22 protein-coding genes are annotated in these 25,367 nt (G+C 72.1%); 7 read left to right on the top strand and 15 right to left on the bottom strand.

Annotated features, from left to right (window positions below; genetic code table 11):
- Nucleotides 1–126: 126 nt before the first annotated feature.
- Nucleotides 127–858: a DUF7873 family protein gene (locus ACZ9QC_RS31910; protein WP_472916267.1), complete on the bottom strand. Its 732-nt coding sequence runs from the start codon at nucleotides 856–858 to the stop codon at nucleotides 127–129.
- 677 nt (nucleotides 859–1,535) lie between these two features.
- Between ACZ9QC_RS31910 and ACZ9QC_RS31905 the strand changes: the two genes are divergently transcribed.
- The gene (locus tag ACZ9QC_RS31905) at nucleotides 1,536–1,949 is read left to right on the top strand and encodes a RidA family protein (RefSeq protein WP_472916266.1); all 414 of its coding nucleotides are present in this window, start codon (nucleotides 1,536–1,538) and stop codon (nucleotides 1,947–1,949) included.
- A gap of 118 nt (nucleotides 1,950–2,067) precedes the next feature.
- Here ACZ9QC_RS31905 and ACZ9QC_RS31900 read toward each other — a convergent pair whose 3' ends face one another.
- Together ACZ9QC_RS31900 and ACZ9QC_RS31895 are read right to left on the bottom strand one after the other, a co-directional pair.
- On the bottom strand, nucleotides 2,068–2,799 hold the full coding sequence (locus tag ACZ9QC_RS31900; protein ID WP_472916265.1) for an aspartate/glutamate racemase family protein: 732 nt from the start codon (nucleotides 2,797–2,799) through the stop codon (nucleotides 2,068–2,070).
- 2 nt (nucleotides 2,800–2,801) lie between these two features.
- Entirely contained in the window at nucleotides 2,802–4,313 is a 1,512-nt protein-coding gene (locus tag ACZ9QC_RS31895) for an NCS1 family nucleobase:cation symporter-1 (protein WP_472916264.1), read from the bottom strand.
- A 193-nt stretch (nucleotides 4,314–4,506) separates the two neighbouring features.
- Here ACZ9QC_RS31895 and ACZ9QC_RS31890 point away from each other — a divergent pair, with 193 nt between their 5' ends.
- Entirely contained in the window at nucleotides 4,507–5,217 is a 711-nt protein-coding gene (locus ACZ9QC_RS31890) for a GntR family transcriptional regulator (RefSeq protein WP_472916263.1), read from the top strand.
- Between the two features lie 302 nt (nucleotides 5,218–5,519).
- Here the strand turns inward: ACZ9QC_RS31890 and ACZ9QC_RS31885 are convergent, their stop codons facing one another.
- Nucleotides 5,520–6,284, bottom strand: a complete 765-nt coding sequence (locus ACZ9QC_RS31885; protein WP_472916262.1) for a uracil-DNA glycosylase — start codon at nucleotides 6,282–6,284, stop codon at nucleotides 5,520–5,522.
- A gap of 63 nt (nucleotides 6,285–6,347) precedes the next feature.
- On the opposite strand from ACZ9QC_RS31885, the gene ACZ9QC_RS31880 reads away from it, so the two are divergent.
- Nucleotides 6,348–6,857 (top strand): RNA-binding S4 domain-containing protein, encoded by a 510-nt coding sequence (locus ACZ9QC_RS31880; RefSeq protein ID WP_472916261.1) that lies wholly within the window; start codon nucleotides 6,348–6,350, stop codon nucleotides 6,855–6,857.
- A 13-nt stretch (nucleotides 6,858–6,870) separates the two neighbouring features.
- Here the strand turns inward: ACZ9QC_RS31880 and ACZ9QC_RS31875 are convergent, their stop codons facing one another.
- From ACZ9QC_RS31875 to ACZ9QC_RS31865, 3 genes are all read right to left on the bottom strand, one after another.
- Nucleotides 6,871–7,305: a DoxX family protein gene (locus tag ACZ9QC_RS31875; protein ID WP_184895393.1), complete on the bottom strand. Its 435-nt coding sequence runs from the start codon at nucleotides 7,303–7,305 to the stop codon at nucleotides 6,871–6,873.
- Between the two features lie 120 nt (nucleotides 7,306–7,425).
- A complete protein-coding gene (locus ACZ9QC_RS31870; protein ID WP_472916260.1) occupies nucleotides 7,426–8,106 on the bottom strand; it encodes a class I SAM-dependent methyltransferase in 681 nt (226 codons plus the stop codon).
- A gap of 125 nt (nucleotides 8,107–8,231) precedes the next feature.
- Entirely contained in the window at nucleotides 8,232–9,227 is a 996-nt protein-coding gene (locus ACZ9QC_RS31865) for an acyltransferase domain-containing protein (RefSeq protein ID WP_472916259.1), read from the bottom strand.
- An 85-nt stretch (nucleotides 9,228–9,312) separates the two neighbouring features.
- Between ACZ9QC_RS31865 and ACZ9QC_RS31860 the strand changes: the two genes are divergently transcribed.
- A complete protein-coding gene (locus ACZ9QC_RS31860) occupies nucleotides 9,313–9,576 on the top strand; it encodes a DUF6343 family protein (RefSeq protein WP_472916258.1) in 264 nt (87 codons plus the stop codon).
- A gap of 15 nt (nucleotides 9,577–9,591) precedes the next feature.
- Here the strand turns inward: ACZ9QC_RS31860 and ACZ9QC_RS31855 are convergent, their stop codons facing one another.
- From ACZ9QC_RS31855 to rpsA, 4 genes are all read right to left on the bottom strand, one after another.
- Nucleotides 9,592–9,972 carry a tetratricopeptide repeat protein gene (locus ACZ9QC_RS31855; RefSeq protein ID WP_472916257.1) on the bottom strand — a complete coding sequence of 127 codons (381 nt, stop codon included), beginning with the start codon at nucleotides 9,970–9,972 and terminating at the stop codon, nucleotides 9,592–9,594.
- 49 nt (nucleotides 9,973–10,021) lie between these two features.
- A complete protein-coding gene (gene coaE, locus ACZ9QC_RS31850; RefSeq protein ID WP_472916256.1) occupies nucleotides 10,022–10,651 on the bottom strand; it encodes a dephospho-CoA kinase in 630 nt (209 codons plus the stop codon).
- 61 nt (nucleotides 10,652–10,712) lie between these two features.
- Nucleotides 10,713–11,651: a PAC2 family protein gene (locus ACZ9QC_RS31845; protein ID WP_472916255.1), complete on the bottom strand. Its 939-nt coding sequence runs from the start codon at nucleotides 11,649–11,651 to the stop codon at nucleotides 10,713–10,715.
- 160 nt (nucleotides 11,652–11,811) lie between these two features.
- On the bottom strand, nucleotides 11,812–13,308 hold the full coding sequence (gene rpsA, locus ACZ9QC_RS31840) for a 30S ribosomal protein S1 (protein ID WP_215454571.1): 1,497 nt from the start codon (nucleotides 13,306–13,308) through the stop codon (nucleotides 11,812–11,814).
- Between the two features lie 317 nt (nucleotides 13,309–13,625).
- Here rpsA and ACZ9QC_RS31835 point away from each other — a divergent pair, with 317 nt between their 5' ends.
- Both ACZ9QC_RS31835 and hrpB read left to right on the top strand, forming a co-directional pair.
- Nucleotides 13,626–14,543, top strand: coding sequence for a class I SAM-dependent methyltransferase (locus ACZ9QC_RS31835; protein WP_472916254.1), 918 nt, complete (start codon nucleotides 13,626–13,628; stop codon nucleotides 14,541–14,543).
- A gap of 25 nt (nucleotides 14,544–14,568) precedes the next feature.
- Nucleotides 14,569–17,118: an ATP-dependent helicase HrpB gene (gene hrpB, locus ACZ9QC_RS31830; RefSeq protein WP_472916253.1), complete on the top strand. Its 2,550-nt coding sequence runs from the start codon at nucleotides 14,569–14,571 to the stop codon at nucleotides 17,116–17,118.
- Here the strand turns inward: hrpB and pgfA are convergent.
- The 3 genes from pgfA to ACZ9QC_RS31815 all read right to left on the bottom strand — a co-directional run bounded on the left by pgfA (nucleotide 17,108) and on the right by ACZ9QC_RS31815 (nucleotide 20,182).
- On the bottom strand, nucleotides 17,108–18,100 hold the full coding sequence (gene pgfA / locus ACZ9QC_RS31825) for a cell envelope lipid trafficking protein PgfA (protein ID WP_472916252.1): 993 nt from the start codon (nucleotides 18,098–18,100) through the stop codon (nucleotides 17,108–17,110). The two genes, hrpB and pgfA, sit on opposite strands and share 11 nt — an antisense overlap.
- Nucleotides 18,101–18,122: 22 nt before the next feature.
- Nucleotides 18,123–18,257, bottom strand: coding sequence for an SPW_0924 family protein (locus ACZ9QC_RS31820; RefSeq protein ID WP_184895373.1), 135 nt, complete (start codon nucleotides 18,255–18,257; stop codon nucleotides 18,123–18,125).
- A 173-nt stretch (nucleotides 18,258–18,430) separates the two neighbouring features.
- Nucleotides 18,431–20,182, bottom strand: coding sequence for a lytic transglycosylase domain-containing protein (locus ACZ9QC_RS31815; RefSeq protein ID WP_472916251.1), 1,752 nt, complete (start codon nucleotides 20,180–20,182; stop codon nucleotides 18,431–18,433).
- 377 nt (nucleotides 20,183–20,559) lie between these two features.
- Here ACZ9QC_RS31815 and ACZ9QC_RS31810 point away from each other — a divergent pair, with 377 nt between their 5' ends.
- Entirely contained in the window at nucleotides 20,560–21,417 is an 858-nt protein-coding gene (locus tag ACZ9QC_RS31810; RefSeq protein WP_472916250.1) for a DUF4184 family protein, read from the top strand.
- A 542-nt stretch (nucleotides 21,418–21,959) separates the two neighbouring features.
- On the opposite strand, the gene polA is transcribed toward ACZ9QC_RS31810, so the two are convergent.
- The gene (gene polA / locus ACZ9QC_RS31805; RefSeq protein ID WP_472916249.1) at nucleotides 21,960–24,686 is read right to left on the bottom strand and encodes a DNA polymerase I; all 2,727 of its coding nucleotides are present in this window, start codon (nucleotides 24,684–24,686) and stop codon (nucleotides 21,960–21,962) included.
- Between the last annotated feature and the right edge of the window lie 681 nt (nucleotides 24,687–25,367).

The following is a 25,367-nucleotide window of genomic DNA, read 5'->3' as shown; positions in this document are numbered from 1 at the left end:
GTCCGTCCCTGAATTCCTGGGCGGGTACGGACCGCTCCGTCACGACAAGCCTCAGCTTCAGCTTGCGCTCCTCGCGCACCCCGCCCGGCTCACAGGCCGGCCGGGGAGTTCATGAGGCTACCTGAACTATCCGAACAGGTAGCCGAATATGGCGTCACCGACCCGCTGGTCGACGACGTCCACGCCGTTCGCCTCCTCCCGCGCGAACTTCACGGCCTGCTGCAACTTCTCTACGCGGTCGAGGATCTCGTTCACGCGCCGGGCGGGCAGGGCTCCGGAGAACTTCACGGTCGTCCAGTAGCCGACGGGAATGTCCTCGTAGTACACCTCCACCTGGGCGGGGTGCTTGTCAGTCGCCTCGGCCTTCACATGGTTGCGCGGCACCTTCTTCGTCCGCACCGTCCGCACGGCCTCGGTCTTCCAGGCGTCGGTGGACGGATCCTGCGCCCACGCCTCGGAGGCGTCGAGCACGGGCAGCTTCCGCACGAGCGTGTTGATCTCCCCGAGCTGCTTCTCCAGGAAGAGCAGATAGGCGACGGGCACGTCGGCGACGAGCACCCGGCCCTCGACCTTCACGTCCGCCCGCGAGGTGCAGTTGGCCCAGTCCTTGGTGGCGGTCACGTCGAACAGTCGCGTGAGAACTCCCGCCGTCTCCCGCAACACGTCCTCCGCCCGCACCTGCACCCGGGTCGACTCGGGCGGCAACTGCTCGCCCTCCTCGTCCTTCGGCTGATAGGTACGCGCGATACCGGACAGCAACGCCGGCTTCTGCAGCCCGTGATGAGCGGCCGTCAGGTCCTGCTGCGACTTGGACTTGACGCCTTTCTCCACTGCGATGATCTGATTGAGTTTCGCCACGCGGAGGACGGTAACAGCGAAACGGCCCCCTTTTCGAAGGATTATTTCGGAGCACCGTTTCACCGTGCTATTCGGCAGTGGGCAGCCTGGATCGGCCGCGTGCTCCAGCAGGAACAGCGGGTGGCGATCGACACCGGCGGCGCGGGCGGGATCGGATCCGCGGCGGGCGGTGGCCGCGGTGGAGCGGGAGCTGGGGCCGGTGTCGGTGCTGGTGAACAGCGCGGGGATCGCTGTCGAATTGCAGTGTCCGCGGCCGGGCACGCGCGTGGTGGCGCCCGCGCAGCGCCGGGCCGGGGGCGCGGGCGGGGCCGGGGGCGCGGGCGGGGGCGGGGGCGGGGGCGGGGTGATCGTGAACATCTCCTCCGTGGCCGGGGCCTGCGCGGGCCGACCAGGACGGCGGCGCTGGAGCCGGCCCCGACGGGGTCCGCGTCTGCTCGGTCCACCCCGGCGCCGTCCGCACCCCGGCTCCGAATTCGATCCTGGACGGCGGCGTCCTCGCGGGTCAGCCCACCGTCGTGACGTCGGACGACCGGCCGGGGCGCTCGGCCCACGCTCTTGTCCCGGCGCCCCTCGCCCCTCCGCCCGCCGGAATTCGGATGCGGCGGGGTGGGCGGGAGGCGGATGATCGACAGGTTGTCGTCCTCCGTCTTCTTCCCCAGTCCTTCCCGGGAGCAGTGATGATCCGGCGCACCGTCGTCCCCAGTCTCTTCTCGCCCCCCGTCTACGCGCACGCGTCCGTCGTCGAGGCCGGGACGAAGCTCGCCTTCCTCGCCGGTTCCGTCCCGCTGGACGCCGACGGGAAGCTGGTCGGGGAGGGCGATCCGGTGCGGCAGGCCGAGCAGGTGCTGGCCAACCTCGGGGAGCAACTACGGTCGGTGGGCAGCGACTTCGAGCATGTCGCCTACACCGACGTGTACGTCGTGAGCAGCGAGCCTGCCGTCCTCACCGCGGTCTGGGATGTCGTCGAGGCGTCCGGCCTCAGCATCGGCCCCCACTCCTCGACCCTCCTCGGCGTGGCCTGCCTCGGCTACACGGGCCAGCTGGTGGAGATCACGGCGACGGCGGTGGTCCCGAAGGCCCCGGCCCCGTAAGGGACGTGGGGAACAGCGCGATCAGCCCCCCGCCGAACCCGAGGCCGCCCACACCCCCGAGGAGGCACCCGGTACCGCGCCCCGTTCCCCCACGCACCGGATCACTCGCCTCCCCGGCTCACTCCTTGCCCCCGGCCCCGGCCCCGACCCCCCAGATCCTTCTCTTCGGCAGCGGCTTCGCGTAGCTCCCCACCCGGCTGGTGGTCAGTCCCAGGGCGACCAGCGACTCGGCGAGTTTCACGGCCGCCCCCACCCCGTCGACGACCGGCACCCCCAGCTTCTCCCCCACCGTCCGCTGCAACCCGGTCATCCCGGCGCACCCCAGGACCAGCACCTCGGCCCCGGCGTCGCGTGCCCGTCGGCCGGCCGCGAGGAAGGCCCGGGTGGTGCGGTCGGTGTCGGCGAGGTCGAGGACACCGAGCCCGGTGCCGACGATCGCGGCGCAGTTGCGGCCCACACCGGCGGCCTCCAGGCTGTCCTCGATCTGGCCGCAGGTGCGGTCCAGGGTGGTCACCACCCCGTAGCGCCGTCCGAGCAGGCAGGCGAGGTGGGCGGCGGCCTCGGTGATGTCGACGACGGGGACGTCGAGCAGTTCGCGCGCGCCCTCGCGCCCGTGTTCCCCGAAGCCGGCCATGACGACGGCGTCGTACGGCTCCTCGTGGGTCCGCAGGGTGTCGAGGACGGCGGCGGCGGAGAGGTAGCTGTCCAGCCAGCCCTCCGCGGACTCGGGTCCCCAGGCGGGGGTCAGTCCGGTCACGGCGGTGCCCGGGCCTGCTGCGGCCCGGGCACCTCGCACGATCTCCTCGGTCATTCCCTGCGTCGTGTTGCAGTTCGTGACGACGATGCGCACGCTCAGCCCTCCACGGCGGGGGTCGGCGCGGACGGGACGGTCACGGGGGAAGCGGTCGCGGAGGAGGCCGAACCAGCGGCCCGCTCGTCCCGGCACAGCACCGCATACAGCCCGGCGGCCAGCGCCGTGCCGATGAACCAGGAGTACGGGGCGACCGCGTGGAAGGTGCCCACCAGGGCGAGGACCGCCGAGACCGCCGCGGCCGGCAGGAACGCCCACAGTGCCTTGGGGTTGACGCCCTTGCGGTAGTAGTAGCGGGAGCCGGGTTCGGCGTTGAAGAGTTCGTCGACGTCGATGCGGCCGCGCTTGACCCAGAAGTAGTCCAGCATGATCACGCCGAACAGCGGGCCGAGGAAGGCGCCCAGGCCGCCCAGGAAGTACTGGACGACGGTGGGGTTGGAGAAGAGGTTCCACGGGGTCACGACCAGCGCCGCGACCGTGCTGATCATGCCGCCGACCTTGAAGGTGATCTTCTGCGGCCAGACATTGGCGAGGTCGTAGGCCGGGGAGACGAAGTTGGCGACGATGTTGACGCCCATGGTGGCGATGGCGAAGGTCAGGGCGCCCAGGACGAGGATCCAGGTGTTGCCGATCTCGGCGACGAGGTGGGCGGGGTCGGTGATCGCCTTGCCGAAGACCTCGATCGAGCCGGCGGTGACGATGACGGACACCACCACGAAGGCGGTCGAGTTGATCGGCAGGCCCCAGAAGTTGCCGCGCTTGACCGTCCTGTAGTCGGGGGCGAAGCGGGAGAAGTCGCAGAAGTTCAGCATCAGCGTGCCGTAGGTGGCGAGGACCAGTCCGATCGCGCCGAACCACTGCCGCCACTGCTCGCCGACGGAGACCGGGTTCGGGGTCGAGGTGAGGGAGATGGTCCAGTCGGCCTTGGCGAGGATCCAGACGGCCAGCGCGATCATGACGACCCAGATCGCCGGGCCGCAGAAGTCCTGGAACTTGCGGACCGACTCCATGCCCTGGCTGATGATCACGGCCTGGATGAGCCAGAGGGCGATGAAGGTGATCCAGCCGAGGTGGTGCAGGCCGAGGAAGGAGTCGTGGGTCCAGGACTCCAGGCCCGGCCAGGCGGCCAGCAGCATGATGTTGACCGCGACGGACGCGAGGTAGGTCTGGATGCCGTACCACATGATGGCGATCACGGCCCGGATGATGGCCGGGATGTTGGCGCCCCAGACGCCGAAGCTGATGCGGCTGACCACGGGAAAGGGCACGCCGTGGCGCTGCCCGATCTTCCCCATCCAGTTCATCCCGATGTAGATGATCACGAAGCCCACGAGCAGCGACGTGAACACCTGCCAGACGTTCATGCCGAGGACGAGCAGGCCCGCGGCGAACGTGTAGTTGCCGAGGTTGTGGACGTCGGACATCCACAGGGCGAAGAGGTCGAAGACCTTCCAGTTCCGCTTCGTCGCGGGGGCCAGGTCTTCGTTGGTGAGGCGGGGGTCGGGGACGAACGCTGTGGTGCCGGTGGCTTCGGCACTGTCGGCGAGGGGCACGGGGCCTCCAGGAGCGTGGGAACGGAGGATTGCTTGTGGAGGGTCGCCGCTCGATGAGGCTACCTTTCGGCCACCCAGGCGAGCGTGTTTGGTATACCAAACTGCCGTCATGGTCCTCCCGTCAACGGTTCCGACGGATGTCGCCCTCGTTAACGCTCCGTAAAACACACCCGGAGTCGGCGAAGATGACTCCATGAGCTCCACGACGAAGACCGAACCCCTGGGCGCGGTCCGCGAGCGCGTCCTGGCCACCCTGCGGCAGGAGATCATCGCGGGCGGCCTCCGCCCCGGCGACCGACTGGTCGAACGGGAGCTGGCCGACCGCTTCGGCGTCTCCCGCGTGCCGGTCCGCGAGGCGATCCGCGCGCTGGTCACGGAGGGGTTCGTCCACTTCGAGACACCACGCCGTACGGTCGTGCGGCGGCTGACCCCGAACGACGTCAAGGAGCTCTTCGAACTGCGCGAGGCCCTGGAGGTGTACGCCGCGGGGCTCGCCGCCGCCCGCGCCACCCCGGAGGACCTCGCCGAGGTCGAGCGGCTCCTCGCCGAGGCGGCCGCCGCCACCGAGGCGGAGGACGCGGAGTCGATCACGGACATCAACAGCCGGCTGCACGACCGCATCATCGCCATGGCCGGGAACAGCCTGCTCATCGAGGCCCTCGAACCGGTCGCGGGCCGCCTGCGCTGGATGACCCGGCGCAACGAGGAGTGGCCCCAACTCCTCGTGGAGCACCGCGAGTTGTACGACGCGATCGCCTCCGGCGACCCCGACCGCGCCCGTGCGCACGCCCTCGCCCACGTCCGGACCAACTACCGGTCGACCGTGCGACATCTGTTCGACGAGGACGGCAAGAACAGCGAGGACGGCGTGGACGGACGGAGGGGCGGGCCAGAATCCCGGTGAGCCCCCGGCCAGACCCCTGCCTACACTGCCGACCGTCGACTCGGGCATTCATCAAGGTGGTTGGGAAGTGGGCATGGCAGCAGACGCGGGCTGTTGAGCGGAGCGGCGATCGCGGGCGGGGGGCGCGGAGCGCGGGCGGCGAACCCACCTTGCTCCAGGTCGGCGATCAGACGGTCCGTGGCGTTGGCCCGGGAACCCGGCCCGCCATGCAGCGCGACGGCGGGCATTGCGCGACCCTGACCGGCGCACGCGGAGGCCGACAGCCGGTTTTCCGCAGGGGCCGGGCCGCCGCTTCCCCGCGACTACGACGCGACCGTCAGCCCCGCCGACCGTGCCGCCGTCCGCAGGACGTCCCGCAGCATGGCGGGGGTCAGGCGGCCGGTGAACGTGTTGCGCTGGCTGACGTGGAAGCAGCCGAAGAGGTCGAGCCCGTCGAGCGGTACGTGGGTGCCGTGGCCGAAGACGGGCCGGGGCCGGGGTACGTCCCAGCCGGCCTCGGCGAGCGCGGGCAGCGCGGCCTGCCAGCCGAAGGCACCGAGCACGACCACGGCCCGCAGTGTCGGCCGCAACAGCTCCAGCTCCCGGACCAGCCACGGCCGACAGGTGTCGCGTTCCTCGGGCGTCGGCTTGTTGGCGGGCGGCGCGCAGTGCACGGGTGAGGTGATGCGTACGCCGTACAGCTCCAGCCCGTCGTCCACGGCGACCGCCGTGGCACGCGAGGCCAAACCCACGTCGTGCAGCGCCGCGTACAGCACGTCGCCCGAGCGGTCACCGGTGAACATCCGCCCCGTCCGGTTCGCCCCGTGCGCGGCCGGCGCGAGTCCAACGATCAGCAGCGCGGCGTCGGGCGGCCCGAAGCCCGGTACCGGCCGCCCCCAGTACTCCTGGTCGGCGAACGCGGCCCGCCGGGTGCGCGCGACCTCTTCCCGCCACTCGACCAGCCGGGGACAGGCCCGGCATCCGGTGATCCGCGCGTCCAGCGCGGCCAGCCCGGTGCCCTCGCCGCCGCCCGCACCGCCTCCGCCGCCGGCCACCACGCCGCCACCACCGCTGCCGCCGCCGTCCATTCCTCCACGGTACGTCCGGTGATCGCCTCCCCCGTGCGGCCGGCCGGGAGCTAAGGTCGAGGCATGGCTTCTGAAGGTACGCAGGAGCGGGCGGAGGATCCGGCCGCGACGAACGGGGGCTCCGACAGGTCGGCGGCGGCGTCCGCCGAGGCGGCCCGACCGGCGAGCGGCGAGAGCGTGCGCGTCGACAGCTGGATCTGGTCCGTGCGCCTGGTCAAGACCCGTTCGATGGGCGCCACCGCCTGCCGGGGCGGCCACGTCCGCGTCAACGGCGAACGCGTCAAGCCCGCGTACGCGGTGCGCGTCGGCGACGAGGTCCGACTGCGCCAGGCCGGGGGCCACGAGCGGATCGTGATCGTGCGGCGTCTGATCCGCAAGCGGGTCGGGGCGCCCGTCGCCGCCGAGTGCTACGTCGACAACTCCCCGCCGCCCCCGCCCCGCGAGGCGGTCGCCCCCGCGGGCATCCGCGACCGGGGCACGGGCCGCCCGACCAAGCGCGACCGGCGGGACATGGAGCGCCTGCGGGGCCTGGCCGAGGCGGCCAACGCCGACCGTCACCGCCGCCCCACCTGATCCGTCACACCGATCACGCCCGGCGGCCGCGCGCGAGCTTCGTCAGGCCGGTCGCGTCCTGGCGTCGCACCCAGGCGATCAGGGCGAGCGGCACGATCAGGATGAGCGGTGTCGCCGCGTACTCCCCGTCGAAGGCGGTGATCTGCGTGATGAACGCCCCCACCATCAGGGCGCTCAGCGACACCGCCGCGACCGGGGCCAGCACGGGGATCAACAGCCCGACGGCGCCCGCCAGTTCGAGCAGGCCGATGGTGTACATCCCCGCGCTGCCCCAGCCGAGCGTGTCGAAGGACTCGACGGCCGACGGGTGTGCGATCAGCTTGGGCAGCGCACTCGCGAACCCGTAGAACAGCGCGAGCGCGATCTGCAGCGCACGCAGCGAGATGCGCGCGCCCTTGCCGCGCGCGGTGGCCTCGGTACGGACGACGGGAGCGGTGGTCTCGGACATGGGATCTCCTGTGTGAAGCGGTCGAGTGTGCGCTGTCGCAGAGGTAGACCGGACCGCTCTCCCGAACTCATCGCCGCCCGAACGGAATTCACGCCGAGATTCCCGCCCCGGTCGGTCCGCTCACCCCACGGGCACCGCCTTCACCCAGATCCGGTCCTCCGTCAGATACCGGTCCACCGTCAGCCCCGACTCCGCCAGCGCCTCCTCGAACTGCTCCTTGGTCATGGGGCGTGAGCGGAACGTCTGGGTCCATTCGCCGTCCGGGAAGAAGTACTCCGCGAACACCGAGTGGACCCCGTCCCCGATCGGTTCGGTCGACGCTATGCGGACGGTGAAGCCTCGGGGATCGACCCGTTCCCGGGGGACGTCGGTGTGGTAGTCCTCCCCCTCGCGCTGGATCAGTACGAAGCCGTCGTCCGCGAGGTGCCGCAGACAGGCAGCGAGCATCCCCCGCCGTACCTCGGGGTCCCCGGTGTGGACGAGGAAGGAGGCGAGCAGCACCACGTCGAACTTCTCGCCCAGGTCGAGTTCCTCGATCGAGGCGTGCACCGTGCGGGCGCCGCGCACCCGCTCCAGCATCTCCGCCGACTCGTCGACGGCCGTGACGGTGAACCCCCGCTCGATCAGGGGGTGGGTCATCCGGCCCACCCCGCAGCCCAGTTCGAGAATGCGCGCACCCGCGGGCGCGACGCCCGCGATCACCTCCGGTTCGTCGCCCACCGGCAGCCGCGTGTACAGCTCGACCGCGCAGCCGTCCGGGGTGATCGCTCCGGACCCGGTCCCCTCGTACCCTTCACGCATCTGAATGCCCATATCCGTCCAACGGCCGGGCGCGCAGGGGCCGTTCCTGGTCACGATTCACTCGATGGGGTGAACCATGCCTCCTTCGTGCCCCGGCGCCCCGGCTCGGGCGGACCGCGGGTGTCTCACCAGGCGAACCAGCCGTGCCCGCTGTACCAGTGCCCGCCCGCGCGCAAGTGATCGCCCACGGCCCGTTCGAGACGCGTACGGCGCGGCAGGGTCTCCACCGGCAGGTCGGGGTCCCCGAACACGAAACGGACCGGCAGGTCGTCCTCGGGTTCGCCGGTGCCGCCGGCGACCCGGAACCGCTGCTGGAACCGGACGATGTTGGAGTCCGCCGGCAGGTACCGGGCCAGCTGCGGGTCGAGGAGCCAGGAGTGGCAGCAGCCCGCCGTGTACCGCTCCTCGGGGAAGTGCCGGGCGAGGAAGTCGTGGGCCGACGCCAGCGACCGGTCGCACGCCTCCGGGGTCAGGGGCCCCGCGTAGTCGGGGATGTGCAGGTCGAGGCAGGGCTCCCCGGGGCCCAGGGCGAGGCCCGCCGCCGCCAGCGCGACACCTTCCCGTCCGCCCACCCGGGCGCGCTGGTACTGCAGCCGGCCGAGCTGGAACAGCTCCCCGTGGAAGTGCAGGGAGAACCAGGTCGGCGCGACGAGCCCGCCCACGCCGTACCGCCGGCGGTGCAGTACCAGGCCGCGGCCCAGGTCGGCGAGGGTGCGCCGGGAGACGTCGTCGGGGATCCCGCGCTCCCGGTGGTACGCGCGCACGTACGGCAGGGCCGCCACGAAGACGTACACATGGAAGTAGCGGCCGAGCGGGCCCGACTCCAGGGGCAGCGGCAGCAGCCTCGGCCCCTTGCCGACCTTTCCCATGTCCCGCACCAGACCGTCGACGCACCGCTCGAACAGCCAGGTCGCCCCCTCGTCGGCCGTCAGCGTGCGGCGCAGCGCGATCAGGTCGTTGACGTCCTCGTACGGCACGGCGAGGTCCAGCAGCGCGTCGAGCAGTTCGTCGTCGGCGTCCGGCAGCCGCGCGTGCGCCGCGGAGGCGTTCCCGCTCTTCTCCAGTGCCCCCAGCCAGTCGACGAGTCTCTCGTCCGCCCGCACCACGTCCAACAGCGCCATCGTCTCCCCGTTCGCTCGGTCTCCTGGAGAAACGCGTGGGACGGGGAGTACGTTTCCGAGTAGGACGAGGAGGAGTGGCGATCCGATGCGTACCGGCAGTGAACCGACGACAGCGCGCAGTCCGCTGCGGATGCGGCTCTGGCTGAGCGTATGGGGCCTGATCTGGGCGATCGCCGGGACAGCGGCGTTCGCTCTGGCCGGCCGTCCCGGCTGGGCCGTCGCCTGCGGAGTGCTGTGGCTGATCGTCACCGTCGACCTGGTCATGGTCGTGCGCCACATCCGTCAGGGCCCGCACTACCAGCCGGGCCGCGACGTCCCGCCGTACCAGCCGCCGGGACCCCACCCGTAGCGGCGGGCCCGGCCGTCAGGAGTCGAACCGGGCCGCTTCCACGTACTGCGGGTTCGGGTCGAGGGCCGCGGCGAGCCGGAAGTGGCGCTTGGCCTGGTCGGGGCGAGCCTGACGCTGATAGGTGCGGGCCAGGGCGAAGTGCGCGAACGCGTTGTCCGGTTCACGCTCCAGGACGACCGTGAACTCCAGCTCGGCGGGCCGCAGTTGGGCCGCGGCGAAGAAGGCGCGGGCACGCAGCAGCCGGGCGGCCGTGTTCTCGGGATGCTCGGCTATGACTCGGTCGAGCAGCTTGACCGCGCCCCGCGGGTCGTTCGCGGCGAGCAGCTGCTCGGCGGCGCGGAAGTCGATGACATGCGTCTGAGGGCTACGTCCGGTGGAACCGCTGGTCTCGGGCACGGCTGAGTCCTTCCCTTGCTGGGACGGTTCAACGCCCCCTGGGACCCCGCTATTCCTGCGTGTGTTCGGTTTGCTCGTGGGACGCGTGGGCCCGCCGGGTGAGATCCGCCCACACCTCCCGCACCCGTCGCCGCAGTTCGTCGAGGGGTACGTCGTTGTCGACGACGATGTCCGCGATCTCCAGCCGCTTCTCGCGGGTCGCCTGGGCGGCCATGCGCGCGCGGGCGTCCTCCTCCGTCATGCCGCGCAGCCGTACCAGGCGGTCGAGCTGGGTCTCCGGGGCCGCGTCCACGACGACCACCAGGTCGTACAGCGGCGCGAGGCCGTTCTCGGCGAGCAGGGGGACGTCGTGGACGACGACGGAGTCCTCGGCAGCGGCGCTCTCCAGCTCTCTGGAGCGGGCGCCCACCAGCGGGTGCACGATCGCGTTCAGCGCGGCGAGCTTCTCCGGGTCCGCGAACACCAGGGAGCCCAGCTTGGGGCGGTCCAGGCTCCCGTCGGGCGCGAGGACGTCCTCGCCGAAGGTCTCGACGACCGCCGCGAGCCCGGGGGTGCCCGGTGCGACGACCTCGCGCGCGATGCGGTCGGCGTCGATCAGTACGGCGCCGCACTCCACCAGCAGCCGCGACACCTCACTCTTGCCGGCCCCGATGCCGCCGGTCAGACCCACTTTCAGCATGCCCGGCAGCTTAGGCCCTGGCCGAGGAGGCCGGTAGGCGGGAGGCGGACGGTGGGCGGGATCAGCCGTCGCCCTCCCGCTCCGCCAGGAACTTCTCGAACTCCCGCCCGATCTCGTCGGCGGAGGGGATGTCGACGGGCTCGGCGAGCATGTTGCCCCGGGTCTCGGCGCCCGCGGCGGCGTCGTACTGGTGCTCCAGGCCCTGCACGAGGGCGACCAGTTCCTCGTCGCCCTCCCGGATCTGCCGGTCGATCTCCGTCTGGGTGCGGTGCGCCTCCGTGCGCAGGGCGTGGGCGACGGAGGGCAGCACCAGGCCGGTGGCGGCCGTGACGGCCTCCAGGACGGTCAGGGCGGCGTCCGGGTAGGGCGAGCGGGCGATGTAGTGCGGGACGTGCGCGGCGACGCCCAGCACGTCGTGCCCGGCCTCCATGAGGCGGTACTCCACGAGGGACTCGGCGCTGCCGGGCACCTGGGCCTCCTCGAAGGGGCTGCGGTGTCCGGGGACGAGCTCGGCCCGGTTGCCGTGCGGGGTCAGGCCCACCGGGCGGGTGTGCGGGACGCCCATGGGGATGCCGTGGAAGTTCACCGACAGGCGGACGCCGAGCCGTTCCACGATCTGCTGGACGGCGGCCGCGAAACGCTCCCACTCCACGTCCGGCTCGGGGCCCGACAGCAGCAGGAACGGCGCTCCGGTGGCGTCCTGGACGAGCCGCACCTCCAGGGCCGGCACCTCGTAGTTCGTCCAGCGGTCGCGCTTGAACGTCAGCAGCGGGCGGCGCGCCCGGTAGTCCACGAGCCGGTCGTGGTCGAAGCGGGCGACCACCTGGTGGGGCAGTGAGCCGAGGAGCCGTTCGACGATCTGGTCGCCCGTCTCACCCGCGTCGATGTATCCGTCGAAGTGGTAGAGCATGACAAGTCCCGCCGACTCCTGGGCGAGCGCCATGTCGACGACTGCCAGGCCCTTCGGCTCCCATGCGTACAAACCCTGCGGATCAAGCACTGTGAACGCTCCTCCTCGTGTTCGTAGTCGACAACGCGGGAGCGGGTCCGGGCATTCCCGGAACGCGCTGCGAACACGGCCCGCCCTGGACGCACTTCGGGCCCGCATCCGGAGGGATGCGGGCCCGAGGTGTTATCGGCTAACGCTCAGCCGTGTGCGTTCAGCTCTGGCCGCCGGCCAGCTTCTCGCGGAGCGCGGCGAGGGCCTCGTCCGAGGCGAGCGCGCCAGAGGTGTCCGCACCCTCGGAGGAGTAGGAGCCACCACCCGCGGCCGGAGCCGCACCCGCGGCGTCGCCGCCCTCGGCCGCGGCAGCGGCGTCGGCCTCGCGGGACTTGATGACCTGGGCCTGGTGCTGCTCGAAGCGCTGCTGCGCCTCGGCGTACTGGCCCTCCCAAGCCTCGCGCTGGGTCTCGTAGCCCTCGAGCCAGTCGTTGGTCTCGGGGTCGAAGCCCTCGGGGTAGATGTAGTTGCCCTGGTCGTCGTAGGACGCGGCCATGCCGTACAGGGTCGGGTCGAACTCGACCGAGGCCGGGTCGGCACCGAAGGACTCGTTGGCCTGCTTGAGGGACAGCGAGATCCGGCGACGCTCCAGGTCGATGTCGATGACCTTGACGAAGATCTCGTCGTTGACCTGGACGACCTGCTCCGGGATCTCCACGTGGCGCTCGGCCAGCTCGGAGATGTGGACCAGACCCTCGATGCCCTCGTCCACGCGGACGAACGCACCGAACGGAACCAGCTTCGTGACCTTGCCGGGCACGACCTGGCCGATCTGGTGGGTCCGGGCGAACTGCTGCCACGGGTCTTCCTGGGTCGCCTTCAGCGACAGGGAGACGCGCTCGCGGTCCATGTCGACGTCGAGGACCTCGACCGTGACCTCCTGGCCGACCTCGACGACCTCGGAGGGGTGGTCGATGTGCTTCCAGGACAGCTCGGAGACGTGGACCAGACCGTCGACGCCACCCAGGTCCACGAAGGCACCGAAGTTGACGATCGAGGAGACCACACCGGAGCGGACCTGACCCTTCTGGAGGGTCGTGAGGAACGTCTGGCGGACCTCGGACTGGGTCTGCTCCAGCCAGGCACGGCGGGACAGGACCACGTTGTTGCGGTTCTTGTCCAGCTCGATGATCTTCGCCTCGAGCTCCTTGCCCACGTAGGGCTGGAGGTCGCGGACTCGACGCATCTCGACGAGGGAGGCCGGCAGGAAGCCACGGAGGCCGATGTCGAGGATGAGACCACCCTTGACGACCTCGATGACGGTGCCGGTGACGATGCCGTCCTCTTCCTTGATCTTCTCGATGGTGCCCCAGGCACGCTCGTACTGGGCGCGCTTCTTCGAGAGGATCAGGCGGCCTTCCTTGTCCTCCTTCTGGAGAACAAGGGCTTCGATCTCGTCACCGACGGCGACGACCTCGTTGGGGTCGACGTCGTGCTTGATCGAGAGCTCGCGGCTCGGGATGACACCTTCGGTCTTGTAACCGATGTCGAGCAGGACCTCGTCCCGGTCGACCTTCACGATGACGCCGTCGACGATGTCGCCGTCGTTGAAGTACTTGATCGTCTCGTCGATCGCGGCGAGGAAGGCTTCCTCGTTACCGATGTCGTTGACCGCAACCTGCGGGGTGGTGGCGGTGGTCTCGGTGCTGCTCGTCATGTGGGAAAGGGCTCCGGTACGGACATTGAAGTCGTAGGTACTGCTACGCCGGGAGCCCGTATCGCTCTGAAGAAGCCGGACAGCCAAGGAAGCGCCACATGACGAAAAGCCAATGGCGCCTCGAAAACCGAGGGGACATACGACAGATGCGAGCGCAGCCTGCTACGTCTGAGGTGCGCAGGCCCGCAGCGCAACTTGTAGCATACGGGGGCAGCCAGGCAGGGTCAATGCGCGAAGGCGCACACCCGGGGCGGAACGCCGCATACCCGGCACAAAACCTGTCCCTTGAGGCCACGCAGGCCTGGGAGACCCCTTTCGTGTCACCGCCGGAGCGGGTCGCGGCGCGCAGGTTACGGAAGAGTACGACGAGGGAGCCGATCATCCAAGAGTCCGATGTCCACGAAGCCGGCGAGGCCCGCGATGCCTCCGGTGCCGCCGGGGCCGACGAACCCGAGGCCACCCGCCGCGACGCCGGGGTGACGGAGAGTTCCCGGGCCAACCGGGGCTGGTGGGACCGGAACGCCGACGACTACCAGGTCGAGCACGGCACGTTCCTCGGCGACGACCGTTTCGTGTGGGGCCCCGAGGGGCTCGACGAGGTGGAGGCGGAGCTGCTGGGGCCGCCGGAGGAGCTGAAGGGCAAGGACGTCCTGGAGATCGGCGCCGGTGCCGCGCAGTGCGCGCGCTGGCTGGCCGCCCAGGGGGCCCGTCCCGTGGCCCTGGACCTCTCCCACCGCCAGCTGCAGCACGCGCTGCGCATCGGCGGGTCGTTCCCCCTGGTGTGCGCCGACGCCGGCGATCTGCCCTTCGCGGACGCCGCCTTCGACCTGGCGTGCTCGGCGTACGGGGCGCTGCCCTTCGTCGCCGACCCGGTGCGGGTGCTGCGCGAGGTCCGCCGCGTCCTGCGCCCCGGGGGCCGATTCGTCTTCTCGGTGACCCATCCGATCCGCTGGGCCTTCCCCGACGAGCCCGGCCCCGAGGGTCTGTCCGTCTCCGGCTCCTACTTCGACCGCACGCCGTACGTCGAGCAGGACGAGCGGGGCCGGGCGGTGTACGTGGAGCACCACCGCACGATCGGCGACCGCGTCCGGGACGTCGTGGCCGCGGACTTCCGGCTGGTCGACCTGGTCGAGCCCGAGTGGCCCGCCTGGAACTCCTCCGAGTGGGGCGGCTGGTCCCCGCTGCGCGGCAACCTGATCCCGGGGACCGCGATCTTCGTGTGCGAGCGGGACTGACACGGGCACGCGACACACTGGGGGCGTGATCCGTGACGACGCCCTGGACGCGCTGCCCGTGCGCGCCGCCCTGCCCGCTCTGGAGGAGGCCCTGGAGGGGCACGGCACCGCCGTCCTCGTGGCGCCGCCCGGCACCGGGAAGACGACGCTGGTGCCGCTGGCCCTGGCGGGGCTGCTGAACGGCGACGGCCGGCCGGCGCGTCGGGTGGTCGTGGCCGAGCCCCGTCGGATCGCGGCGCGGGCGGCGGCCCGCCGGATGGCGTGGCTGCTGGGCGAGAAGGTCGGCGACAGCGTCGGGTACACCGTGCGCGGCGAACGGGTCGTGGGCCGCCGCACGCGCGTGGAGGTCGTCACGACCGGTGTCCTGCTGCAACGGCTGCAGCGGGACCAGGAATTGCCCGGCGTCGACGTCGTCGTGCTCGACGAGTGCCACGAACGGCATCTGGACGCGGACACGGTCGCGGCGTTCCTGCTGGACGTGCGGGCCGCGCTGCGGCCCGAGCTGCGGCTGGTGGCGGCGTCGGCGACGACCGACGCGCAGGGCTGGGCGCGGCTGCTGGGCGGGGCGCCGGTGGTCGCCGCCGAGGGCGTGGCGTATCCGGTGGAGGTGGTGTGGGCGCCGCCGGCCCGTCCGGTGCGGCCGCCGCACGGGATGCGGGTGGACCCGGCGGCGCTGACGCATGTCGCGTCGGTGGTGCGGCGGGCGCTGGCCGAACGGGAGGGTGACGTCCTGTGTTTCCTGCCGGGCGTGGGCGAGATCGCGCGCGTGGCCGGGCAGCTGGGCGGGCTCGGTGACGTGGACGTGCTCCAGGTGCACGGTCGGGCGCCGGCCGCGGTGCAGGACGCGGTGCTGGCGGGCGGGGAGCGGCGGCGGGTGGTCCTGGCGACGTCGGTCGCGGAGTCCTCGCTGACGGTGCCCGGAGTACGGGTGGTCGTGGACTCGGGGCTCGCGCGGGAGCCGCGGGTCGACCACGCGCGCGGGCTCGGCGCCTTGACGACGGTGCGGGCCTCACGGGCGGCCGGGCGGCAGCGGGCCGGGCGGGCGGGGCGCGAAGCCCCGGGGGTCGTCTACCGGTGCTGGGCGGAGGCCGAGGACGCCCGGCTGCCGAGTTTCCCCGCGCCGGAGATCAAGGTGGCCGACCTGACGGCGTTCGCGTTGCAGACGGCCTGCTGGGGCGACCCGGAGGCGACGGGACTCGCGCTGCTGGACCCGCCGCCGAGCGGGGCGATGGCGGCGGCGCGCAGCGTGCTCTCGGCGATCGGGGCGGTCGGCTCCGCCGGTCACGCCACGGAACGGGGTGTACGCATGTCCCGCCTGGGCCTGCATCCCCGGCTGGCCCGGGCCCTCCTCGACGCGACGCCGCTCGTGGGCGCCGAGCTCGCGGCGGAGGTCGTGGCGCTGCTGAGCGAGGAGCCGCCGCGGGAGTACGGCGACGACCTGGCGGCCGCGTTGCGCCGCGCCCGGCGCGGGGGCGACGCCTACACGGCCCGCTGGCGCGCGGAGGCCCGGCGCCTGCGGACCGCGTCGCCGCCCGCGCCCGGCTCCCCACCGGGCGAACCGCGCGGCGACGCTGCGAGCGGTGGGACGGCGGCGGTTGCCGGGGGCGATCTCGGGGTCGGGGTGGTGGGCGCCCTGGCGTTCCCGGAGCGGGTGGCCCGACGTGACGGTGGGGCGTTCCTCATGGTGTCCGGGACCCGGGCCGAGGTGCCGGAGGGGTCCGGGTTGCGCGAGGGGCCCTGGATCGCCGTGGCCGTCGCCGATCGGGCGGTGGGCGGCGGGCACGCGCGCGTGCGGCTCGGGGTCGCGATCGACGAGGGCGTCGCCCGGGAGGCGGCCGGGGGTCTGTACCAGCGGGACGAGGAGGTCGTGTGGCGGGACGGGGACGTGGTGGCTCGGCGGGTGGAGCGGCTGGGGGCCGTGGAGCTGGCGGTGCGACCGTTGCGGGAGGCCGCGCCCGCGCGCGTGCGGGAGGCGTTGCTGGAGGGGCTGCGGGACGAGGGGTTCGGGCTGTTGCGGTGGTCCGAGGACGCGGCGCGGTTGCGGGAGCGGCTGGCGTTCCTGAGGGAACGGCTCGGTGAACCGTGGCCCGATGTGTCCGACAGTGCCCTGCACGCGCGCGTGCAGGAGTGGCTGGAGCCCGAGTTGAGCCGGGCCCGGCGGCGGGCCGACCTCGGGCGGATCGACGCCGGGCAGGGGCTGAGGCGGCTGCTGCCGTGGGCCGCGGGGGACGCCGTACGGCTGGACGAGCTGGCGCCCGAGCGGATCGAGGTGCCGAGCGGGTCCCGGATCCGGGTCGACTACTCGCGGCCCGAACAGCCGGTGCTGGCGGTGAAGTTGCAGGAGATGTTCGGGCTGCGGGAGTCGCCCGTGCTGGCCGGGGTGCCGGTGCTGGTGCATCTGCTGTCCCCCGCCGGGCGGCCCGCGGCCGTCACCGCCGATCTCGCCTCGTTCTGGCGGGACGGATACCGGGCCGTCCGGGCGGAGCTGCGGGGCCGGTACCCCAGGCATCCGTGGCCGGAGGACCCGGCGACGGCCGAGCCCACCCGGTACACCAACGCGCGGCTCAGGCGTTGACCGGCTCGGACGCCGGGGGCCTCGCGGACTCCGGTTCGCCGGACCTGCGGCCGCGGGCCTCGACGTAGAGGGAGAGGGCGAGGAGCAGCAGGCCGAGGCCGAGGAAGCCCCAGGGGAGGTAGGAGGTCATGAGGAGGACGAGGAGGCGCTGGGACTTGACCAGGTCGACGGTGTGCTCGATGTAGTCCTCGCGCATCTTCACGTGTCCGGCGAAGGCCGTCACCTTCTCTCGGTCGCCGAGCAGCGTGCCGCCGCGCAGCTCCTCCTTGTGGATCTCCTCGCCGTAGACGGGGGCACCGGTGACCGGTTCCACCCAGAACTTGCGGACCGTGGTGTACCAGCGGGTCGTGCCCGTCTGCGCGACCGTCTCCCGCGTGATGCCCTCCACGGGCATGGTGCGGGGGAAGGGGACCTCGGTCCAGGGGATGGTCTGTTCGAAGTAGTAGACCTCGACGCCGCGGAAGTCCTGGGTGCCCTTGTAGTGGATGGGGGCGGTGATCCGGGCCTGGGCGTCGAAGTACTCGTAGTCCCGCTTCTCGGTGAGGAAGGGCCACTTGAACTCAAGGCCCCGGCGCCGTACGGGGTCGCCGTCGACCATCTCGCCCTCGGCGTGGACGGGTTCCTGGGTGTGGGCGTCGAAGATGTAGCGCTCGGGGATGCGGGAGACCATCTCGCCGTCGGGGCCCTGGACGTACGACAGGCCGTCCCAGACGACCACGTCCCGGTCGGTGCTCTTCTCGATCTCTTCGGAGGCCTCCACGTTGCCCTTGAGGGTCTGCACGATGGTGACCTTCGGGACGGTGCGGGCGGTCATCGTGCCGTAGTCGAGGAGGGTGGCGTCCTTGGCCTCCAGGACCATGTCCTGGTACTGGTTCGCCGGGATCTTGGCCAGGTTCGGGAAGGCGTACCAGCGCAGCAGTGGGGACAGCGCGGTGAAGAACACGGCGAGCGCGAGCAGGATCAGACCGGCCCTACGGCGCATCTCGGGCCTCCCTCCCTGGCGGTCACGGATGTGCGGGGACCGTCGTCAGCAGCGGCTTCGGTGACGTCTTGCCCGTCGGTGAGCCCAGTGCGGTGAGCGTGAACACCAGCGCGAGGGCGAGGGCGAGACCGCTCGCGGCGGCGATCAGGGCGCGCATACGGACCTCCCGACTACGGCCCCCATGACGGGAACTGATAGGTCATCAGGTCCGGCACCGTAGCAACGGGCGGGCCAGATGAGAACACGTCGCGCACGGACGACGGCGGCGCCCCTCGTGGAGGAGGGGCGCCGCCGTGGCCGTACGGACGGCCGAGGGTCCGGGACTCGCGTCTAGGACGCGCTGGGGCTCGGCGTCGCCGGCTCCGTGGGTTCCGCCGGCTCGGTGGGCTCGGCCGGGGCCTCCACCTTCAGTTCGAGCGTGAGGGTCGCGCCGCCCTCGGTCTCGATGCGCAGCAGGAACGTGCCGGTGGCGTCGTCGGAGTAGAGCTTCGGGAGCTTGAGGACACCGTCGGCGTCGGTCTCCAGGCCGGTCAGGGTGCGTACGGGGTTGCCCGCCGCGTCCTTGTCGAAGTAGGGGCCCTTGTCGTTCGCGGTGGGGTCGAGGAGCGACTTGATCAGGGTCGCCCTGACGGCGACCTTGTCGGCGACCTCTCCCTTGTAGGTGGCCTTGACCTCGATCTGCTCGGCGAACTCGCCGTTGGGCACACAGGTCAGCGGGGTGGTGCCGGTGCGGGCGAGGGCGTCGGCCCGGCGGGCGGTGACGGTGACCTTGTGGTCGAGGGCGGTCACGGAGCGGCCCACGACGGTGGCCCGGACGGTGATGGTGCCGGTCTTCTCGCCGGCCACGAGCGCGGGGGCGGTGGCCTTGCCCGTGCTGTCGGTGATGACGGTGGCCACCTTCTCACCGCCGACGAACGTGGTGTCGGTGCCGCCGACGACGGTGAACCGGACCCGGACCTTCGCGACGGCCTTGCCGGCCTTGGTCTCGGTGCGGGTGGCGAGCCTGCCGGTGAAGGTGTCCCCCGCCATGGCCGTGAGGTTCGACGCGCCCGCGTTCTCCAGGTGGTGCACCGAGTCCGTGGGCGTGCCCGGCGGTGTGGTGGTGGGCGGCTTCGGGGTGCCGCTGCCGCCACCGCCCGGCTCGCCGGTGCCGGGCTTCCCCGGCTTGGACGGCTTGGACGGCTTGGACGGACCCGACGGCTTGGGGCTGGGGCTCGTCGTGGAGCCGCCGCCGGTGTTGTTGCCGTTGCCGCCGCTCGGCGTCTGGGGCAGGGAGCCTGTGCCGTCCGGGATCTCGTGCGTGCCCTTGCGGTAGTGCTCCAGCCACCTCATGACGGTGTTGTAGTACTCCGTCGAGTTGTTGTAGCTGAGGATCGCGCTGCGCAGGTTGGCGTCGTTCGACAGGTCCCAGTCGAAGCGGCACAGGTAGTGGCCGGCGGAGAGGGCGGCGTCGTAGATGTTGTTGGGGTCCTTGGCACCGTCGTCGTTGCCGTCGCGGCCCGCCCACTCCCAGGTGGAGGGGATGAACTGCATGGGGCCGACCGCGCGGTCGTGCGTGCTGTCGTCGTCGTAGGCGCCGTTGTCGGTGTCGCTGATGTTCGCGAAGCCGTTGCCGTTGAGCTGGGGGCCGAGGATCTTGCCGATCGTCGTGCCCTCACTGTCGACACGGCCGCCGCGAGCCTGGCCGGACTCGACCTTGCCGATGGCTGCGAGGAGTTGCCAGGGCAGGTTGCAGCCGGGCTTGGACGCGCGCAGGGACGCCTCGGCCTTCTTGTAGGCGTCGAGGACGGTCGCGGGTATGCCGCTCTCGCTACCGCCGGCGGTGCCGGAGGTGTCGCCCGGACCCGTCGTCGGGGTGGGGCTGTCGAGGGGTGGAAGGTCCGTGTAGTACCGCGAGTTGCCGGTGGCCGTCTCGTCGGCCTGGGTGCTCATCTCCGGGGAGGGCGAACCCGTGGTCTGTCTGCCCGCGCTGTCGGTGGTCACTCCCGGGGCCTGGGAGGCGGCGAGCGCCGCCACCGTGGCCGCGGCCAGGGCGGTCGTGGCCGCCCCCTTGCGGAGCCTCAAACCGAACTGCGCCGCCATTGAGTGAACCCCTCCCGGTGACCGAACGCCTCGGCGTTCTTCCCGTCTCGTGATGTCTCGGGCATTTCTTCCGGTTTCGCCGGACCGGCTTCCCCGCCCAGGTACACCGACTCCGGAGTTCCGGTCTTGGTTGCGCTGTTCCGGCATTCCTTTTTCCAGAACTCCGGTGACCAACGCGCCGACCGGCACGACGGCCCAGGCGACCCTACGACAACTTCCGTCGCCCGGACACCCGTTCGTGCCCGGTATTCACCGATTGGCCTTGTCGGTTTCCTGTCGGTGGGCGTCTTCCGGAGGGCCGCGCCCCCTTCACGCATACTGGCGACCGGTCATCGCCGGTCGACCCGTCCGGCCAAAGTCCGTCACAGGGGGACGACTTGCCCTTCACGCTCAGCCACGCGGCCGCCGTACTGCCCGCCCTGCGAGGGAACGGGACCGGGCGCGGGCCCCTGGTGCCCTCGGTACTCGTGGCCGGTTCGTTCGCGCCCGACATGACCTACTACGCGGCGAGTGTGCTGCCCGAGGCCATGCAGTTCGGCGATGTCACGCACTCCTTCACCGGGGTCTTCACCGTCGACGTACTCGTCACCTGGGCGCTGGTCGGGCTGTGGCTGGTGCTCCGGGAGCCGTTGGTGGCGCTGCTGCCGAGAGGGCGGCAGGGGAGGGTGGCCGCGCTGGTGCGGTGCGGGACGGGGGCGCGGCGGTTCAGCCCCTCGGTCGCGCTGTGGTGGTACGTCTCGGCCGCCCTCGGTTCGCTGACGCATGTGGTGTGGGACGCGTTCACGCATCTCGACCGGTGGGGGATGCGGCTCTTCCCCGTCCTCGGCGAGGAGATCGCGGGCTCGCCGCTCTACTGGTACCTCCAGTACTGCGGCTCCGCCGTCGCGGCGGTCGTCCTCGCCGTCTTCGTCGTACGGGCGCTGCGCCGGCAGCCGGCGGGCGAGCCCGTGGGCGTGCCGGTGCTCTCCTCGGCCGACCGGTGGGTGGCGGGCGTCGTCATCGGCGGGTGCGCGCTGGTGGCGGCGGTGCAGCGGGTGGCCCGGTGGTGGGCGTACTGGGGGTCGGTCGCCAAGCCGTACGAAGTGATCCCGACCCTGTGCTTCGGGGCGGGCGCCGGGCTGGTGGTCGGCGTGGTCCTCTACGGCGTCGGCGTCAGGGCGCGGCGCCCGGCTCCTGCCGTTGCGGCGCCCGCGGCCGACGCGCAGGCGGAGGCGGACAGTCCGGTCCGCCGCTGAGTGCCGGGCGCCGGGGCGGGGCGCCGCTGGGGATGCGGGGTCTGGCGGCGCGTGGCGCGTACGGCGGGACGTGGCCGAGGAGGGCCGCGAGGGGGTGGGTCAGCGGCCAGGGGTAGAGGCTGTGCGGCCGCCGGACGCGGGTGCGGGTCCAGGGGCCCCGGGTGAGGCGGGTTCGCACCCCTGACAGGCGGGTGGCAGCTGTCGCTGTACGACGGCGGAGCGTGCGTATGCCCATGCGGGCATCCTTGCGGCTGTGCTCGGGCGGGGGCGCGGTGGTGGGGGCTGGTCGGGTGACTGCGACGGGGGCTGGGGGCGGGGGCCGGGCGATGTGGGTTCGGGTTCGGACCGTCGTGGGGTGCGTTGTCGGGTGCGGCTCCGGTGGGGGCCGGTCGCGCAGTTCCCCGCGCCCCTGAAAAGCAGGGCTGCGCCCCGTGCTTTTCCTCCCACGGCCCCGCCGTCGGGAACTGCGCGGGAAGCCCCACGCAGCCGCGCCCGACAATGCACACCTGGACGGCCCGCCCCCAGCCGCCGCATCGCGGTCGCTAGTGCGCCGCCGACTCCCAGTCCGGCCCGTAGCCCACCGAGACGTCCAGCGGGGCCCTCAGGTCGACCGCGTCGGCCATCTCCCGGCGGAGGATCTGCTCCGTGCGCTCCCGTTCGCCGGGGGCGATCTCCAGGACGATTTCGTCGTGGACCTGGAGGAGCATGCGGGAGGCGAGGCCCGCCTCGTCCAGGGCGCGGCCCACGTTGAGCATGGCGATCTTGACGATGTCGGCGGCGGTGCCCTGGATCGGCGCGTTCAGAGCCATCCGCTCCGCGGCCTCCCGGCGCTGCCGGTTGTCGCTGTTGAGGTCGGGCAGATAGCGCCGGCGCCCGAAGAGCGTCGCCGTGTATCCCGTCGCCCGCGCCTCGTCCACGACCCGGCGCAGATAGTCCCGTACGCCGCCGAACCGCTCGAAGTACGCGTCCATCAGGGCCCGCGCCTCGCCCGCCTCGATGTTCAGCTGCTGGGAGAGGCCGAACGCGGACAGCCCGTAGGCCAAGCCGTACGACATCGCCTTGATCTTGCGGCGCATCTCGGCGTCGACGGCGGACTGCTCGACGCCGAACACCTGCGCGGCGGCCGTCGTGTGCAGGTCCTCGCCGGAGGTGAACGCCTCGATCAGGCCCGCGTCCTCGGAGAGGTGGGCCATGACGCGCAGTTCGATCTGACTGTAGTCCGCCGTCATCAGGGACTCGAAGCCCTCGCCGACGACGAAGCCGCGGCGGATGGCCCGGCCCTCGTCGGTGCGGACGGGGATGTTCTGCAGGTTCGGGTCGACGGAGGAGAGACGGCCCGTGGCGGCGACCGTCTGGTTGAAGGTGGTGTGGATCCGGCCGTCCCCGGCGATCATCTTGATCAGGCCCTCGACGGTGACCCGCAGCCTCGCCTGCTCGCGGTGGCGGAGCATGATGACCGGCAGTTCGTTGTCCGTCTGGCCGGCCAGCCAGGCGAGGGCGTCCGCGTCCGTGGTGTAGCCCGTCTTGGTGCGCTTGGTCTTGGGCAGGCCCAGCTCACCGAAGAGGACCTCCTGGAGCTGCTTGGGCGAGCCCAGGTTGAACTCGTGCCCCGCCGCCGCGTGCGCCTCCTTCACCGCCTGCTGCACGGCGCCCGCGAACATCTGCTCCATGGCCTCCAGATGTGCCCGGTCCGCCGCGATGCCGTGGCGCTCCATCCGGGCCAGCAGCGCGGAGGTGGGCAGCTCCACGTCACGCAGCAGCTCCGCCGCGCCGACCTCCTCCAGCCGCTCCCCGAACGCCTCGCCCAGGTCGAGGATCGCGCGGGCCTGCACCATCAGCGCGTCGGCCTCGGCACCCTCGTCCGCGCCGAAGGCCAGCTGGCCGTCGGCGGTCGCGGCGGGCGCCAGCTCGCGGCCCAGGTACTCCAGGGAGAGCGCGTCCAGGTCGAAGGAGCGGCGGCCCGGCTTGACCAGGTAGGCGGCGAGCGCGGTGTCCATGCAGACGCCGTCCACGGTCCAGCCGTGCTCGGCGAAGACCCGCATCGCGCCCTTGGCGTTGTGGAACACCTTCGGCCGGGCGATGTCGGCGAGCCAGGTCGCCCACGCCGTCTCGTCGGTCTCGTCCAGCTGCGTCGGGTCGAACCAGGCGGCCGCTCCCCCGGCGGCGGCGAGCGCGACCTCGGCGACCGAGCCGGTGCCGAGCGCCCAGGTGTCGACGGTGGCGACGCCGAGGACGTCCGTGCCGTGCTCGGTGAGCCAGGGGGCCAGTTCGCCGGAGGCGAGGACCGTGCCGTCCACCTCGACGCCGGGGGCGGCCGGCGAGGCGGCGTCGGCCTCCTCCGCGCCCGGGTCGACGGCGAGCAGACGCTCGCGCAGCGAGGGGTTGCGGATCTCCAGGGTGTCCAGCACCATCGCGACGGCCTTGCGGTCGTACGCGGCGCGCTCCAGGTCGCCCACGCCCTTGGGGAGTTCGACCGTGCGGACCATCTCGGTGAGGCGGCGGTTGAGCTTGACGGCCTCCAGGTGGTCGCGGAGGTTCTGCCCGGCCTTGCCCTTGACCTCCTCGACGCGCTCGACGAGGTCCGCGAACGAGCCGAACTGGTTGATCCACTTCGCGGCGGTCTTCTCGCCGACGCCGGGGATGCCGGGGAGGTTGTCGGACGGGTCGCCGCGCAGGGCCGCGAAGTCCGGGTACTGGGCGGGGGTGAGGCCGTACTTCTCGAACACCTTCTCCGGGGTGAACCGGGTCAGCTCCGAGACGCCCTTCGTCGGGTAGAGCACGGTGGTGTGCTCGCTGACGAGCTGGAAGGAGTCGCGGTCGCCGGTGACGATGAGGACCTCGAAGCCCTCGGCCTCGGCCTGGGTGGCGAGGGTGGCGATGACGTCGTCGGCCTCGAAGCCGTCGACGGCGAAGCGGACGGCGTGCATCGCGTCGAGCAGCTCGCCGATCAGCTCGACCTGGCCCTTGAACTCGTCCGGGGTCTTCGAGCGGTTCGCCTTGTACTCGGTGAACTCCTCCGAGCGCCAGGTCTTGCGGGAGACGTCGAACGCGACCGCGAAGTGGGTGGGGGCCTCGTCGCGCAGCGTGTTCGCCAGCATCGACGCGAAGCCGTAGATCGCGTTGGTCGGCTGGCCGGTCGCCGTCGTGAAGTTCTCCGCGGGCAGCGCGAAGAACGCGCGGTAGGCCAGCGAGTGCCCGTCCATGAGCATGAGCCGGGGACGGCTGCCGCCGGGGGTGCTGTCGGTCTTCTTCGATCCTGTCTCTGCCACGCCCCCGATCCTGCCACGTACCACTGACACCCGGACCCCAGGGACGTACGGAGCCCCGACCGAGACCGGGGTGACGGGTTGTCTCGGACGACGAACACCGCGGACCCCACCGGACACGACCGGACGCGTCGGGCACCGCCGGACACGAACCGGACGCCGCAGGCACCGCCGGGCAGCGCAGGCAACGCGGGCAGCACCGGGGGACGCGATCACCGCCAGGCAGCGCGGGCAGCACCGGGGCACCCAGGCACCGCCGAGGGACGCGGTCACCGCCGGCAGCACGGGCACCGCCGCGGTCACCGCCGGGCAGCGCAGGCAGCGCAGGCAGCGCAGGCAGCGCAGGCAGCGCAGGCAGCGCAGGCAGCGCAGGCAGCGCAGGCAGCGCAGGCAGCGCATGGTGGCACTGGCCGCCCGTCTCCCACCACCGACCGGCGTGCGCCACCGACCGGCGTGCGCCACCGACCGGCGTGCGCCGTCGACCGCCCGTGGCAACCGGCCCCGCCCGCCGCAGTCCCCGCTCCGCCCCGTCACCGCCGCCGCTCGCCACAACCCGCTCCCGGACTTTCACCACCTCGCCCCTCCCCCGGCCCGGTCATCACCCCCGTCGTCGCGATCAGTGGTCGGCCTCGTTCGGGGGTGATGACACGTGCGAGGATCGGAGCTGTAGCCACCCGCCCGACG

This window comes from Streptomyces sp. HUAS MS02 (genome assembly GCF_055702265.1).
This window is presented reverse-complemented; position numbering and strand designations above follow the sequence as displayed.